The organism is Methanocalculus natronophilus (genome assembly GCF_038751955.1).
Lineage (GTDB): Archaea > Halobacteriota > Methanomicrobia > Methanomicrobiales > Methanocorpusculaceae > Methanocalculus > Methanocalculus natronophilus.
Genome location: NZ_JBCEXH010000001.1, coordinates 170,577 through 184,748, shown reverse-complemented (window position 1 = coordinate 184,748; position 14,172 = coordinate 170,577). Strand labels below are relative to the sequence as shown.

13 protein-coding genes are annotated in these 14,172 nt (G+C 51.6%); 5 read left to right on the top strand and 8 right to left on the bottom strand.

The annotated features are described in order from the left end of the window. Position 1 precedes the first annotated feature (1 nt). Genes ABCO64_RS00920 through ABCO64_RS00910 form a run of 3 tightly spaced genes read right to left on the bottom strand, consistent with a single transcriptional unit; the run spans position 2 to position 3,535 of the window. Positions 2-925 (bottom strand): type II secretion system F family protein, encoded by a 924-nt coding sequence (locus tag ABCO64_RS00920; RefSeq protein ID WP_253457479.1) that lies wholly within the window; start codon positions 923-925, stop codon positions 2-4. Beyond that, complete coding sequence (locus tag ABCO64_RS00915) at positions 912-2,951, bottom strand: type II/IV secretion system ATPase subunit (RefSeq protein ID WP_253457476.1); 2,040 nt, start codon at positions 2,949-2,951, stop codon at positions 912-914. The genes ABCO64_RS00920 and ABCO64_RS00915 overlap by 14 nt, the downstream gene beginning before the upstream one ends. Beyond that, positions 2,948-3,535, bottom strand: coding sequence for a hypothetical protein (locus ABCO64_RS00910; RefSeq protein ID WP_253457473.1), 588 nt, complete (start codon positions 3,533-3,535; stop codon positions 2,948-2,950). Before ABCO64_RS00910 ends, ABCO64_RS00915 begins: the two co-directional genes overlap by 4 nt. A gap of 233 nt (positions 3,536-3,768) precedes the next feature. On the opposite strand from ABCO64_RS00910, the gene ABCO64_RS00905 reads away from it, so the two are divergent. The 3 genes from ABCO64_RS00905 to leuS all read left to right on the top strand — a co-directional run bounded on the left by ABCO64_RS00905 (position 3,769) and on the right by leuS (position 9,371). Beyond that, positions 3,769-4,557: an A24 family peptidase C-terminal domain-containing protein gene (locus tag ABCO64_RS00905; RefSeq protein ID WP_253457470.1), complete on the top strand. Its 789-nt coding sequence runs from the start codon at positions 3,769-3,771 to the stop codon at positions 4,555-4,557. A gap of 94 nt (positions 4,558-4,651) precedes the next feature. Next, a complete protein-coding gene (locus ABCO64_RS00900; protein WP_253457467.1) occupies positions 4,652-6,556 on the top strand; it encodes a PINc/VapC family ATPase in 1,905 nt (634 codons plus the stop codon). Between the two features lie 79 nt (positions 6,557-6,635). Beyond that, positions 6,636-9,371 carry a leucine--tRNA ligase gene (leuS, locus tag ABCO64_RS00895; RefSeq protein WP_253458148.1) on the top strand — a complete coding sequence of 912 codons (2,736 nt, stop codon included), beginning with the start codon at positions 6,636-6,638 and terminating at the stop codon, positions 9,369-9,371. A 65-nt stretch (positions 9,372-9,436) separates the two neighbouring features. Here leuS and ABCO64_RS00890 read toward each other — a convergent pair whose 3' ends face one another. Then, complete coding sequence (locus ABCO64_RS00890; protein WP_253457464.1) at positions 9,437-9,751, bottom strand: DUF5611 family protein; 315 nt, start codon at positions 9,749-9,751, stop codon at positions 9,437-9,439. A 34-nt stretch (positions 9,752-9,785) separates the two neighbouring features. Between ABCO64_RS00890 and ABCO64_RS00885 the strand changes: the two genes are divergently transcribed. After that, positions 9,786-10,511, top strand: coding sequence for a proteasome assembly chaperone family protein (locus ABCO64_RS00885; RefSeq protein WP_253457461.1), 726 nt, complete (start codon positions 9,786-9,788; stop codon positions 10,509-10,511). Between the two features lie 5 nt (positions 10,512-10,516). Next, entirely contained in the window at positions 10,517-10,909 is a 393-nt protein-coding gene (locus ABCO64_RS00880; RefSeq protein WP_253457458.1) for a DUF473 domain-containing protein, read from the top strand. Positions 10,910-10,918: 9 nt separating this feature from the next. On the opposite strand, the gene ABCO64_RS00875 is transcribed toward ABCO64_RS00880, so the two are convergent. The 4 genes from ABCO64_RS00875 to ABCO64_RS00860 all read right to left on the bottom strand — a co-directional run bounded on the left by ABCO64_RS00875 (position 10,919) and on the right by ABCO64_RS00860 (position 14,036). Beyond that, on the bottom strand, positions 10,919-11,488 hold the full coding sequence (locus ABCO64_RS00875) for a flavodoxin family protein (RefSeq protein ID WP_253457455.1): 570 nt from the start codon (positions 11,486-11,488) through the stop codon (positions 10,919-10,921). A 79-nt stretch (positions 11,489-11,567) separates the two neighbouring features. Continuing rightward, the gene (locus ABCO64_RS00870; RefSeq protein WP_253457451.1) at positions 11,568-12,305 is read right to left on the bottom strand and encodes an MIP/aquaporin family protein; all 738 of its coding nucleotides are present in this window, start codon (positions 12,303-12,305) and stop codon (positions 11,568-11,570) included. A gap of 9 nt (positions 12,306-12,314) precedes the next feature. Beyond that, positions 12,315-12,521, bottom strand: coding sequence for a DUF2180 family protein (locus ABCO64_RS00865; protein WP_253458145.1), 207 nt, complete (start codon positions 12,519-12,521; stop codon positions 12,315-12,317). 15 nt (positions 12,522-12,536) lie between these two features. Continuing rightward, positions 12,537-14,036, bottom strand: coding sequence for a DUF2193 domain-containing protein (locus ABCO64_RS00860; RefSeq protein ID WP_253457448.1), 1,500 nt, complete (start codon positions 14,034-14,036; stop codon positions 12,537-12,539). Positions 14,037-14,172: the final 136 nt, after the last annotated feature.

Genomic DNA, 14,172 nt, shown 5'->3' with positions numbered 1-14,172 from the left:
CCTAGGCCTCCGGTGTCATTGAGCTTATCATGACGAGAAACATCATGCTTCCAAAGGGCATTATCAGGTAGATGATCACGTAGAGAAAGAGCGGATTGGCTGACCCTGAGAGCATCGACATCACAGACTGGAGGATGACCAGGAAGAGTGTCCCTGCAACAAGCGCGGTGACATAGGATTCGGATATCAGCCCCAGTGTCTCAAGAAATGCCTTCTGCTGCTGCCGGTTCTCGAATGCATACTGGTTCGCCTTCAGCTTGAAGTATTCAGTCAGGTTGCTTCCGCTTGAGATCGCCCCCATTGCACCCTGAAGAAACTCTTTTAGTCTCTCACTCGGGGTAATTGTTGAGACAATCCTCATTGCATCAATGAGATCCCGGCCGAAGAGATCGAGTTCGCGTGCAATATACCGTGCCTCTTTTGCACTCTCCCCATACACAGGCGACTCTCCAAGCAGGCGGAAGATCTCAGCAGGCGTGATGCCTGCAGTCGACATAGCGGTGATATAATTGATCGCATGAGGCAGGGTTGCGTCTATCTTTCGTTTCCGCTCTCCCGCGACAATGGAGGGGTAGACCAGGAAGAGGATATAGGTGGCACCACCGATAACCAGAAGCGAGATGATGGTGATGGCGAGCGTGCCAGCCAGAAGCTGGTATTCAGCATACTCATACACAAACCCGGGCAGGGCGCCACGGTAGACGATCATCTCAGGTATTCTGAGAAGGTATGTGAAGATCCCAATAACAATACCGCCAATCAGCCCTGCGATCACCGATGATATGGTGGCTGTTGCAAGATATGCCTCAAACGGGGTGTGGAAGCGTGCGGAGATGAGGCTCCCATGCAATTCGCTGTAGCTCTCCCGTTTCTCCCGCATCCTCGCACCGAGAAGATTGAAACAGAATCGTTCAAACCTGTTCATACAGCTCAGCTCGTATCCGGGTGATCACATCGTCAGGATTGCGGTAATATTCCATCAGGATGGCTGAAACATCCTTGTAATGGCGGATCTTTGTCACCCTCATCCATTCAAGAACCTCCTGCCTGCGTTTCAGCTCTTCTGCAATCCGCTCATCATTCCAGCCCCGTTCTTCCATGATCTCCTCAAGGATATAGGACTTGCCAAGGTACTGTATCTCATCAGTTGAGGGCTTCCAGCGGAATACTTCATTGGTGATCAATTCGTTTGTCCGTGGATCGATATCCAGGATCTCGATGATCGCCTTGTTTCTCCGTATCCGCTGGCCGCCAACCCGTGCCTGTACCTGGACAGAGACCAGGTTGAGTGCGGAGAGCATGTTTCGTGGCACATTCATAGGCGGGTTCTCCAGGCGGTGAACCACGCTTGGAACCGAATCGGCATGGATCGTTGAGTAGGTGATATGTCCGGTGCTCATCGCCTGGAAGAGCGTCAGGGCTTCCCTGCCCCTGACCTCGCCAACCAGCAGGTACTCCGGCCGCTGCCTGAGTGCGGCTCTCAGGAGCTCATAGAGATCGATCTCGCCCCGGCCGCCGGTATCAAAGGAGTCGCGGGTGACACTTGGGATCCAGTTTGCATGCGGCAGTTTCAGTTCACGCGTATCCTCAAGCGTGATGATCTTTGCAAGCGGGGGCATAAAGAGCGAGATCGCATTCAGTGACGTGGTCTTCCCCGATGCTGTTCCCCCGGCAAAAAGGCAGGATTTTCCGCTTTCAACAGCAAGCCAGAAGAATGCAATGGAAAGCGGTGAGAAGGTCTTCCATTCGATGAGATCAGTCGGGGTGATCGGCTCCTCCCGGAACTTCCGGATCGTGAAGGTTGAACCATGTGCGGTCACTTCGGTTCCAAGTGTCATCTGGATTCGGGATCCATCCGACATTGTCGCATCCAGGATCGGCTCTGCAATCGAGATGTATTTTCCTGCTCTCTGGGCAAGTTTTGTCACAAACGAGTCGAGCTCGGCGGCATTTGTGTACGAGAGATTTGTCGCAACCGATTCATACCGTGTGTGGTAGACGAAGATCGGCGTCTTCAGGCCGTCACAGGAGATATCCTCGATAAAGGGATCATGCATAATCGGATCAATGATACCGTCTCCAAGAAACTCCCGGTCCATTCTGTAGAGGATCTTCTCTCTCTCAACAGGATCAAGACGTATCTCAAAGTCGTCAATGATCCGCTGGCTGGCCTCGCGCAGGAGATTTCGTGTCTCACCCTGGGTAAGCCCGCGTGTACTGATATCAAGTGTGTCGAAGAGCCTGTTTTTAATCTCATTGTAGAGCTCTTCCTCTCCAGGTGTCAGGAGCGGCTCGATCACCTGGTAGGCATACTCGTGGGAGATGACATCATAGAGGATCCGGATGTATGCATAGGGCGGGTGAACCGGGTAGACCTCCACCTCCTCAACACCGGGTGCAGGGGTGTATTCAAGGTCAACAAGCGGCCCGTGAGTTTCGGGATTGTATTCTTCGGTTTTCCTGCTCAGAAGCCTGAACCTGTCGAAGAAAGAACGCTTTTGTGCGGCCCTGGCCGGTAGCTCCCCACCCTCTCCTGGTGAATCCTCTCCGGCTGCATCGTCAATCCTGTCATGGTATGTACTATCGATTGCCAGGTCTTCAAGTGGGAGTGGATGGGGGCTTTGGTTGGATCCGGATGTACTGTCTGCCTGGTAGAGCGCCTCTTCCTGGAGCGTCTGGGGGCTGTCATCACTGCTGGTATACTGCACCGGAATCTCTTCCTCCCCGGTATGCCGCTCCATTTCTTCTTCTATCTGCTCCTTCTCTTCAGTATGCAGAACCTGCTCCTCTTCGGTGCCTGCCCCGGTATCCTCCTTGCGTGTGGCTGCGATGAGATCCTCAACCAGCACTTCAAGGTTGTCTTCGGAACCCGGCACCTCTTCCTCCTCCTCCGGAGGCTGCTGCTTTCTCTTCCAGAACCAGAAGCTTCGTTCCCTTCTCCCGCTGTTCATTGGGCCGCTCCATTCTCTGCTACCTGGATCTCAAGATCTCCACCCGGATACTGAAAGGTCTTTCTGGATACGATCCTGATGCCGTCACGGATACGGCATTCGTATTCTCCTTCCAGAAGACGAAAAGATGCCTTTCCGGACTGATCCGGCATGTCTGATCCGACAATAAGGCCCCTGCTCCAGATCTCTACCCGAAGGCCCGGCACGATCCATCTACCCTCACAAAGACTGATAGTAACTGTTCCGGCACCACCCTGATCTGAAGAGCGTGCCGTCTTTTCTGGTTTGATGGTTGCATGGGCATACAACCGTTTTGGATGGAATATCCGCATCCGTCTGGCACGCTCTGCTGCTTCGCCGGCTGTGGCCGGGAGAGGGGTATACATCGATCTGATGGGAAGCCTGAGTACGGCGGTATCGCCAAAGATGGAGCCTGCCTGATCAGTATATTCTGCGCCTGCAGGCTCTCCGGAGATGAAGATGACGGCAGCTCTCTCTATTGTATCATCCTGGTAGAGAATTTCGCCTGTAAAACCTGTTCTCAGGGCTTCCTGAATACACTCTCCAAGCAGACCGTGTTTCATGTCACTTCCAGTCTTTCCGTATCGGATTCATTGCTCGTTGGCTGCCCCCCGCCAAACGGAAGGGAACTCCATGCCATTGTCGTTGCACTCGATGGTTGTCTGGAATATATTACATTACAATTCCAAACCTTTTATCCTCCACCGTGTACCCCCTATCCTGAAGGCCGGTTCTCTTAATCTTTTGAATTCTCTGCCATACCATATATAATCTATCAGTCAGATACCTTCAGGTTATGATACCTCCCCTGATCATTCCGTTTCTTGCAGCTGCGGTGACGTTTCTCTATGGATCGGTTCTTGATCTCCGTGACAGGAGGGTGCCGTTTAAAACATGGTACCCGATGATTGCCGTCTCGCTTCCATTTGCTGCATGGACCTATTACCAGCTTCTTATCTCAGATATGGCACTCTTCATGCTCATCACCTCGGTAATCCTCATCTTCTGCTGTTTCATGTATGCAATTGCATACTTTGGACTCTTTGGTGGTGCAGATGCCTGGGGTCTGATCTTCATTGCGCTTCTCATACCCATCTTTCCGCTTGAGCCACTCTTTGGGTATCCTCCTCTCCCGGTCTTTGCCTTCAGCGTCCTGACAAATGCCCTGATACTGAACCTGGGGATCCCACTCTTTCTCCTGCTCTTTAATATAATTCAGGGGAATAAAGCCCCCCTTCTCTATAAATGCATAGGATTTCCGGTGAAGGCTGAGGATATCCGGTCTGTCTTTGGCTTTGTTATTGAAGATATTCAGGAGACGGCTGAGGGGATATCACGCCGGTTCATTCCATTCAGGGAGGCTGTCGGGAGGATGACACGGGACGATCGTATCTTTACCCGTGATCTCAGGGACTATCCTGAGGAGTATCATAAGGATTTGTATCTCTACTCGCGGGCAGGCTCTGTCTGGATCTCCTATGGGGTGCCGTTCTTCATCCCGATCACAGCCGGACTGATTCTCTCCTGTACTGTCGGAGATATCCTCTTCATCCTGATGAGGGCGGTTCTGGGAATGCCGGTCTGACATGATGACCGGCAGAGCCGGACATATTTTTGGGGTGGCTGAAGAGGTGTATACTAATAAGCATGAATGACACCTACATTATGGTAGATTTTTTATGAAACTGGTACCCGATACGAGCGTCGTCATCGACGGGCGCATAACATCAATGATACAGAACGGAGAATGCAAAGATGCCACAATAATCATACCCGAAGCGGTCTTTGCAGAACTTGAGGCACAGGCAAACCATGGACGGGAGATCGGCTTCTCGGGCCTGACAGAGATCCAGGAACTCTGCAGGATGCGTGATGAGGGGCTGATTGATCTGAAATTTGTCGGCGAACGGCCCCGCCTTGACCAGGTAAAACTTGCAAGCGGCGGCGAGATCGATGCGATGATACGAAATGCCGCAATCGAGTATGATGCCTCGTTTATGACTTCTGATATTGTCCAGGCTGAAGTGGCACGGGCAAAAGGTATTTCTGTTATCTTCATGAAGGCGCAGCAGGAGAACTTCACGCCTCTTGGAATCGATCACTTCTTTGATGAAAATACAGTGGCTGTCTACCTCAAGGAGCGTGTCACCCCGTATGCCAGGAAAGGCCGGCTCACCGAGATGGAGCTTGTTCCCTTACGCGATACCCCAATGACAGAATACGAGCTCCGGAGGCTTGCCCAGGAGATCCTCGAACGAGCCAAACGCGATCCCGATGGGTTCATCGAGCTTGAGCAGCGCGGTGTGACTGTTGTTCAGATCGGATCCCTCAGGATTGCCATCACCCGCAGGCCATTCTCAGATGGCATGGAGATCTCTGTTATCCGCCCGATTGCCGATGTATCTCTTGAGGATTACCGGAATGCCGATCGGATCAAAGAGTCCATTGTAACTGACGGTTGCGGTACGTTAATCGTCGGCCCGCCCGGGTCAGGTAAATCGACACTTGCCCAGAGCCTGGCGATGTATCTTGCCGAAGAGAATTTCGTTGTCAAAACAATGGAGACGCCCCGTGATCTCCAGGTGCCTGACCACATCACCCAGTACACCTCATTGAACGGGAGCATGGAGCAGACTGCAGAACTGCTCAGCCTGGTCAGGCCGGACTTTGTGATATTTGATGAGATCAGAAAACCAGAGGACTTCTCGATCTACTCGGATCTGCGGCTCTCAGGAATCGGGATGATCGGTGTTCTCCATGCGCAGAGGGTGCAGGACGCAATCCAGCGGCTTATCTCACGGATAGAGTTCACGCTCCTTCCCCAGGTGATCCCATCAATCATCTTTGTATCCAATGGCCAGATTGAACGGGTCTGTTCTGTTACCCTCTCAATTGACCGGCCAGGCGGACTCGCCGCATTTGGCATGGAGATCCAGCCAACACCCGTTGTCACGGTGAAAAACACCGATACCGGGAAGCCTGAGCTTGAAATCTTCCACTATGGCGGCGAGACTATTGTCGTTCCCTTTGCCGCTTCACAGAACATTGTTCCGGAGGAGCCTTCCGAAAATCCGGTGCAGGCGGCAGAAACTCCTGCTGCCAGCCACTGGAAGGCAATAGAAAAGGAGATCCAGAAAGAGATCGGGAGATTCACTGAAGGTGATGTTGATGTCATCATGATCTCTGATACCAAGGCGAGCGTCTATATCGAGGATCGAGATATCCCTGCGGCGATTGGAAAAGGCGGAAAGAACATCTCTTCCATTGTCAATAAAATCGGGGTCGGAATTGATATCAGGTCACGGTCGGAACTGGATGAATCTGCAGAAGAGGATGAGGAGATCAGCACTGCTGCACCCAGTAATTCGGGAGTTTTGATCCGGACCGATAAGAAATATCTGATCATCGACTGCACCGACCATGCAAAAAAGATCGTTGATGTCTTCTCCGGCAAGGAGTATCTCTTCACCGGCACCGTTGAGGAGAACGGGGAGATCCTCCTTGCAAAGAATAATTCCATTGCCCAGGAGATGCTCAGGCGCTACACCGAAGGAGAAGAGATCACGGTTCGTCCGGTTGATTAGATAAAAATTATTGTGGAGGCGGATTATTGTGAGTGACGTACAGCCGGGTGGCTCTGGTGCGGGTGAACAGGATGAATGGATGAGATCGTTTGAATCAGATCCTTCAGGAAAGGAGAAGTGCTACATCAATGTCGCCTATCCCTACCCAAGCGGGGCAATGCATGTTGGTCATGGCAGAACCTATATTGTACCTGATGTCATTGCACGGTTCTGGAGGATGAGAGGACGGCAGGTCCTCTATCCGATGGCGTTCCATGTCACGGGATCGCCTGTTATCGGGATCTCAAAGCGGATTGCCCGCGGAGATGAGCAGACCATCTCTCTCTACCGCGATGTCTATAACGTCCCCCGCGATATCCTCTCCAAATTTTCTGATCCTCTCGCAATTGTTGAGCACTTTTCAGATGAGTATGAGCGGGTGATGCGGCGGGTCGGTCTCTCCATCGACTGGCGGAGACGGTTTACCACGATCATCCCGCAGTACTCAAAATTCATCGAATGGCAGTTTCATCATCTCTATTTGCAGAACCGGGTTGTCAAGGGAGAACACCCGGTCAAGTATTGTCCCCAGTGCGAGAACCCTGTTGGGGATCATGATCTGCTTGAAGGAGATGCTGCAGAGATTGTGAAGTTCATCTTCGTTCATTTCCAGGCTGATGGTTTCCTGATACCTTGTGCGACACTCAGGCCGGAGACGATCTACGGGGTGACGAACCTCTGGATCAACCCGGGTGTCAGGTATGTCACAGCCCTGGTTGATGGAACCACCTGGCTTCTCTCACGGGAAGCAGCCGATAAACTCGCATTGCAGAAACATGATGTGGAGATCACAGGGGAGATGGCGGGATCTGATCTGGTTGATACGACTGTAACCCATCCGCTCTCCGGTGAAGTCCGGATACTGCCTGCTGATTTTGTCGATCCGGATATGGGATCCGGTATCGTCATGAGTGTGCCGGCACATGCTCCCTATGATTATATCGCGCTTGCAGATCTCCAGGCAGACGGACTCTATACCGATATCAAACCGGTTCCGCTCATCAGGGTGGACGGGTATGGTGAGATCCCGGCTATGGAGGCTGTTCTCCGTCGTGGTATCAAAAACCAGCTTGATCCGGCGATGGACGAGATCACCCAGGAAGTGTATGCTGCTGAGTTTTCACGGGGAAAACTGCTTCCACTCTGTGGTGTGCATGCCGGAAAAAGTGTCCGGTCAGCACGGGAGGATCTTGCAGAGGTGATGGAGCGGGAGTATGAATCGATCTGGTTCTATGACTTTGACCAGCAGCCGGTTGTCTGCAGGTGCGGAAGCAGGGCGTATGTCCGTATTCTGGATGATCAGTGGTTCCTCACCTACAGTGACCCTGAATGGAAAAGAGAGGTGCATGACCAGGTAGAGAAGGTTGCTTTTGTTCCGCCTGAGGTGCGTGTGGAATTTGACCGCACTGTCGACTGGCTGAAGGACTGGGCATGCACACGCCGGGTTGGCCTTGGCACAAAGGTTCCCTGGGATCCGGACTGGCTCATCGAACCCTTATCTGATTCGACCGTCTACATGGCATACTATACTATCGCACACAAAATCAGTGCGATACCTGCTGAAAAACTCACTCCCGCCGTCTTTGATTACATCTTCCTTGGTCGTGGAAATCCGGAGGGAGTTGAGCAGGCAACCCTTGATGAGCTGAGAGCCGAGTTCCTCTACTGGTATCCATATGACTACAGGTTCTCTGCAAAAGATCTCATCTCGAACCACCTGACATTCCAGCTCTTCCACCACCGGGCAATCTTCCCCGATGAACTCCAGCCAAAGGGTATGGTTGTCTTCGGCATGGGGCTGCTTGATGGGGCGAAGATGTCGTCAAGTAAAGGAAACGTCTTCCTCCTTGATGATGCGGCAGACGAGTTTGGCGCAGATACTGTCAGGATGTTTCTGGTTGGCTCAGCTGAACCATGGCAGGATTTTGACTGGAGAAATGAGCTTGTTTTGTCGACCAAAAAACAGATTGAACGGTTTGTCGGGTATGTAAATGATCACACCGCTCATGGCGATGGAGGAGATATGGATCACTGGCTTGCATCCCGTCTCCAGCAGCGCATAGCCAGAACGACAGAAGCTCTTGAACTCTTCCAGACCAGGCAGGCTCTCCAGGAGGCATATTTTGGTATTGAGTCTGATCTCAAATGGTACCGGAGACGGCTGCCTGCCAATACACCAGGAGGAGCGGTGCTCAGGGATGTTGCCAGTGCCTGGGTGAGGCTGCTTGCACCCATAATCCCCTTCACCTGCGAGGAGCTCTGGCAGGGTCTTGGAGAGAGCGGGTCTGTCTCATTTGCAGAATGGCCGGTGTCAAGGCCTGATCTGATCAGGCCTGACCTTGAGCTTGCAGAAGAGCTGACCGGCCGGACCATAGAGGATATTGAGTCGATTCAAAAGATCCTCCCGATTACACCGGAGAAGGTCACCCTCTTCCTTGCGCCTGAGTGGAAGCTGGATGTCTTCAGAAAGGTTGCTACTGCTGCTGATCCCAGAATGGTGACAAAAGAGCTGATGAAAGATGAGGCCATGCGGACACGTGGAAAAGATGCTGTGAACACGATCACGCAGGTGACAAAACTGATTCACAGCCTGCCGCCGCAGCTTGTTGCAAGCATCCAGTCACAGATGTTTGATGAGCATGCAATATTTACACAGGCTGCAGCTTTTCTTGAGGAGGAGTTCTCTGTTGCAGTGGATATACAGGCAGCAGAAGAGAGCAGCCATCCGAAGGCGAAGATGGCTCTTCCGTTCAAACCGGCAATTGTGGTTGAGTAGAAGGCTCATACTCCCCCGGGGCGTGTGATTCCTGCTGTCTGCTGGATGTGCCCTGCGGGAAAAAATTATTCTTCTTTTGGCTTTGCCCGTTTCACACGCTCTTTTGTGGAGAATCCGGTGAGGAGATCAAGGTAGAGCCTGAATTTTTTGTTGGTATCCAGGATAAGGTCGTCATCAGCGTTGATATCGGATTCTGTATCGACAAAAACAGTCTTGTTCTTCTCACCCGGCCATACTTCCAGCCTTTTGAGAGCGCCATACGCAATCCGGTAGCGTCCGTCCTGCTCCACCGGCTCGGCTCCGAATGTTTCCCGGAGTCCGCGAACCATCCTCTCGACAAGATCTTTTGTCTGTCCTCGCTTTACTGGGTATTCCTGCATAGTATAATGTATGAGGGGTGTCTATGTAATTTTAATGTCCAAAGAAACAAGTGATCTCAAGATCATCTCACGTGATCTCAGTCGGAAGGGATCTGTTGTGATGATGGGTTTTCCAGGCTCTGGCCTTGTAGGGAGTATCGCTCTGCAGTATATGGTTGAACAACTTGAGTTCGAGCATATCGGTGATATCACAAGCCGCTTCTTCCCCCCGATGTCGATGATGCAGAAGGGGGTTATCAATGCAGCTGTCCGGATCTATGAAAAAGAGCAGTATACTGCTGTTATTGCAGATATCCCGATTCATCCGACGATCTGTTACGAGGTGGCAAATGGCATCCTTGACTGGCTTGATCAGTTCGATATCAAAGAAATCGTAACGATTGCAGGCATTATCACAAACGAGTCCGAAAAGAGGGTTTTTGGGGTGGCGAGCAATGCCGAATCAGTTGAAAAAATCGAAGACCACGCCATCATCCTCCCGATGGGAAGCATCTCCGGGATAGCCGCAAGCCTCCTCACAGAGTGCAAGTTACGGAAGATTCCCTGTATCGGGCTCCTTGGAGAGACCGTGAACAATCCGGATCCACGTGCGGCGATATCTGCTGTTGAGGTACTCAATGAGCTGTATGAACTGAATGTTGATACAAACCCGCTCCTTGAACAGGCAGAGGAGATCGAGGCGACGATGCAGCAGTTTGCTGAGGAAGTGCAGTCTTCGGAAGTACCCCAGAAGAAGGAAAATCTGCCGATGTATGGGTGAGCACTATGAATGTTGCAGCATTAACAGGTATTTCTCCACAGGTTATTACCGATCTGAAACAGGGCAAACCACGTACCATTGAACTCCAGAGCGCACATAATATCGTGACACTCTCGGAGGTTAATCCGGGAGATCATCTCTTTCTGACACACGTAGCCCCAGAAGATCTCTCAACCGGAGACTCAGGCATTATCCTGGAGGTTCAGGCGGTATCAATCTCCATGAAACGGATGGTGGAGTTTTCGCATGGGTCATTTTTTGAGGAACGTGAACGAACGTCTGCACGGGTGAAGCTGCGGTACTGTGGCACCTCAATTATCAAAAGCGTCATCGAGAATAGCTATTGCAAGGCCACAACCGTGGATGTTATCAAATGCACCTGCTTCCATGCGGTATAAAAAAAATTATTATTTTTTTAGCTTTTGTACACAGAACCCGACATTCTCTCCAAATCTCCGGATAGTGTCAAGTCCTTCGGTATCTGACTGCACTTCACCGGCTTCTTTGCCAAAGGCCATGTTCCAGTAGGTTGATCCGCAGACGATCATGTCATTGATAAGATAGAACATCAGGAGTTCCTGGATCGTCGCCGTGTGCCCGCCTCTTCGTGCTACTGCAATTGGTCCGCCGACCATTCGTGAGAGGAACTGGTCATTCCCACGCGACACCATACCGATCCTCTGGATGGCAGCCATCAGATCTCCACGTGCCGTTCCAAAATAGACCGGGCTTGCAAGAACCAGGCCATCGGCCGAGCGGATCTCCTCGATCATCTCGTTCACACCATCATCAAGTGCACATTTCCCGGTCTTTTTGCAGGAGTAGCATGCAATGCAGGATGCTATCTGCTTTCCCCGGAGGCTGATAATTTTTGTTCCGACACCTTCTGCCTCGATTGCCTTTCTGCATTCTTCAAGCAGACATTCGGTATTCCCCCCTGCACGGGGGCTTGCGTTCATCAGGATTACTGTTGCCATGATATAATCGTCTTCTCGATTGGATGGTGTATGTAAAAAGGGTGATGGTTGGAGTTTGTATGTGGCCGTTTTCGGATGCTTACTCAGAGTTCAGCCAGTCATAGAGGAATACTGCAACCAGTGCACCAGCTATCGGGCCAATGACATAGATCGGGAAGAACTCCCAGAGGTTATCACCGCCGAAAAGGGTGTTTCCGACATAGGGGCCAAATGTACGGGCCGGATTGATTGCTGAACCTGAAATGTTTCCGATTGTGGTGATGATACCTGCTACCGTAAGACCGATGGTCAGCCCTGCAAAGCCCTCGGGTGCCCGTTTATCAACTGCCACCCCCATGATGACAAGCATCAGGAGGAATGTTCCAATGGCCTCAACCAGGATCGCCTGGCTATAGGTGATACCCGGGAAGGGGGCAGTTGCACCAAGTCCGCCGGTGGTGACCGATTCAGGACCTGCGCAGGCAAAGAAGAGAACACTTGCCATAGTTGCTCCGATGAGCTGGGCGATGATATAGGGTGGCACTTCTCTGGTTGGGAACCGTTTTGTTGCCCAGAGTGCAATCGTTACAGCCGGGTTGATATGGGCGCCGGATATTCTTCCGAGTGCGTAAATGGAAGCGGCTATTACAAGACCAAAGGCAAGACCGATGGCAAGCCAGTCCCCAAGTCCACCGAGATACCCAATACCGATACTAAAATCAGACATGGGTTGTTCTCCTTTTGCAAGCATCAGGGTTATTGCGGCTGCACCTGCTCCAAAGAAGACGAGCATAAATGTTCCGATAAGCTCAGCAACACATTTTTTCAGTAGAGACATCTCCGCACCTCACGATTTCATTGCATTATAGCATGGAGGGCAGAGAATGCGTGGGATGCTCAGTTTGAGCTTCTTTGCCGGGAAGGGATATCCACCCTCCCATTTCTCGATCTCTTCCCGTATTGCATGGTCCATACAGACACCCATGCCGCATACAATACAGATTGCAACAGCATCGGTGTCTTTTCCCTGTTCTGCACAGATATAGCATTTCATGGTCTTCACCACGGATCAGACTGCATCCTTGTATTCACAGTACTGGTGCCTGAAGTCAACAAGGCATGCGGCTGCACAATCCTTGCAGGCACGAACCGGGGCTGCTGCCCATTCCTTGTTGAGGGCGATGATATTGGTCATCATCGTGGCAGTTACCGGCTCACTTGTCAGCAGGCACGGGTAGTCTGAGAGCCGCATCAGGGCTGATGCCCTCACGGTGATGGCACAGGCGGGGTATGCATACCATTGCGGGTTCATCAGCACCTCGTTCTCGTGTATCGGAGAGAGATCGATCTCACAGCCAGCCACTTTCGGGACGAGCTTCTCGCCTGATCCGGCAGTTCCTCTCCGTGCCCGGTCAAGGATCTTCCATCCCCGGTAGAGCATATCCATGAAGTCGCAGTTATGCAGTTCAGCAGCAGCACCCCTGGTCGGGTTGAGCTGGACGAGGTTGTGGAAGCGCTTGGTGAGGAGATCAACGATCATCGGTGCGTTGAATCCGTCGAGTTCCAGGATATATTCTGTTGCACAGGCTGATGCACCGGTTGCAACCGAGAGGATATCGAACTCGCTCTTCATGGTATCGACACCGGCATCCAGCGTCTTCTCCATCACACCGGTGACTGCGTCAATGGTTGCCATGATCACGTCATCCTTGCACATGTTGAATGTGGACTGTGCGATATGGTGGGCAATATCTCCGACACAGTATGCGGGGATTGTGACGATATTCCCATAATGGACGCCATCATCAATTGCTGCCTTCACTGCAGGGGTGATATGCTCCCGGTACTTGTCCATGTATTTCCTGACATCAAATGAGGTGTGGCCGGCGCCATCCATCAGCTCAGCCTGGGCTTTCACTGGATTCTTATAGATCTCCTGGATCTGTTTCACCTCTTTTGCGCTTGCATCAGCAAGGGTGTCGCCTTCCTCGATCTGTGTGGCAAAGACTTCCCCGACACCATATGATGTGTTCATTCCCCAGGATTTTGCTGCCAGTATTGTTTTTTTGTGAGCTTCAGGAATATCTGTCTTTTTCAGGATCTGGTTCACAACGGCACTTGTGCTCCCCGGGATCAGCGCAAAGTCGACCACACAGGTTGGTCCGTAGAATCCTGCATAGCGGCGTGCAGATTCACGCCCGATGAGCGCCTCAGACTTGCCAATCCGGCTGACAAAGGCATCCATGCTCTTGGCAAATGATTTGTCCTCGTCAGAGAGGATCTCAAGCACAACCGGTGTCTGGTAATGCTCAACAAACGGGTCGTCTTCCGGGCGTATAGTCTTTGTAAGTCCATTTAAGGCGTTGAAATGGGATACAACCGATGTCTTGTGGAGATTAATGACTGCTTCACTCTGCCCTTCAATGGGCATCATCTTCTTCACAGCCTCCACATAGGGCTCAACATCTGACAGGGTGAACTGCGTCCCCCGCTTCTGCTTAATGGTCTCAACATCTGCCCGTTGGGCAGCCATCGCCTCAGCGATAATTTTTCGATAGAGTTTTGTCATTTGTCACACCTCTCATAATCGGATCGATCCGATTAAAGCTGGGGATAGTTCTGAATTATAATAATAGTTTCTGAAAAGAATCATGAAGGTGTATGATCCGGCAGGCGGAATGAAGAAATAATGAAGAAATCATTAA

Excerpts from the sequence above, each read along its gene's own strand:
- ABCO64_RS00920 (WP_253457479.1), bottom strand. The coding sequence starts at position 925 with ATGAACAGGTTTGAACGATTCTGTTTCAATCTTCTCGGTGCGAGGATG.
- ABCO64_RS00915 (WP_253457476.1), bottom strand. The coding sequence starts at position 2,951 with ATGAACAGCGGGAGAAGGGAACGAAGCTTCTGGTTCTGGAAGAGAAAG.
- ABCO64_RS00910 (WP_253457473.1), bottom strand. The coding sequence starts at position 3,535 with ATGAAACACGGTCTGCTTGGAGAGTGTATTCAGGAAGCCCTGAGAACA.
- ABCO64_RS00905 (WP_253457470.1), top strand. The coding sequence starts at position 3,769 with ATGATACCTCCCCTGATCATTCCGTTTCTTGCAGCTGCGGTGACGTTT.
- ABCO64_RS00900 (WP_253457467.1), top strand. The coding sequence starts at position 4,652 with ATGAAACTGGTACCCGATACGAGCGTCGTCATCGACGGGCGCATAACA.
- leuS (WP_253458148.1), top strand. The coding sequence starts at position 6,636 with ATGAGATCGTTTGAATCAGATCCTTCAGGAAAGGAGAAGTGCTACATC.
- ABCO64_RS00890 (WP_253457464.1), bottom strand. The coding sequence starts at position 9,751 with ATGCAGGAATACCCAGTAAAGCGAGGACAGACAAAAGATCTTGTCGAG.
- ABCO64_RS00885 (WP_253457461.1), top strand. The coding sequence starts at position 9,786 with ATGTCCAAAGAAACAAGTGATCTCAAGATCATCTCACGTGATCTCAGT.
- ABCO64_RS00880 (WP_253457458.1), top strand. The coding sequence starts at position 10,517 with ATGAATGTTGCAGCATTAACAGGTATTTCTCCACAGGTTATTACCGAT.
- ABCO64_RS00875 (WP_253457455.1), bottom strand. The coding sequence starts at position 11,488 with ATGGCAACAGTAATCCTGATGAACGCAAGCCCCCGTGCAGGGGGGAAT.
- ABCO64_RS00870 (WP_253457451.1), bottom strand. The coding sequence starts at position 12,305 with ATGTCTCTACTGAAAAAATGTGTTGCTGAGCTTATCGGAACATTTATG.
- ABCO64_RS00865 (WP_253458145.1), bottom strand. The coding sequence starts at position 12,521 with ATGAAATGCTATATCTGTGCAGAACAGGGAAAAGACACCGATGCTGTT.
- ABCO64_RS00860 (WP_253457448.1), bottom strand. The coding sequence starts at position 14,036 with ATGACAAAACTCTATCGAAAAATTATCGCTGAGGCGATGGCTGCCCAA.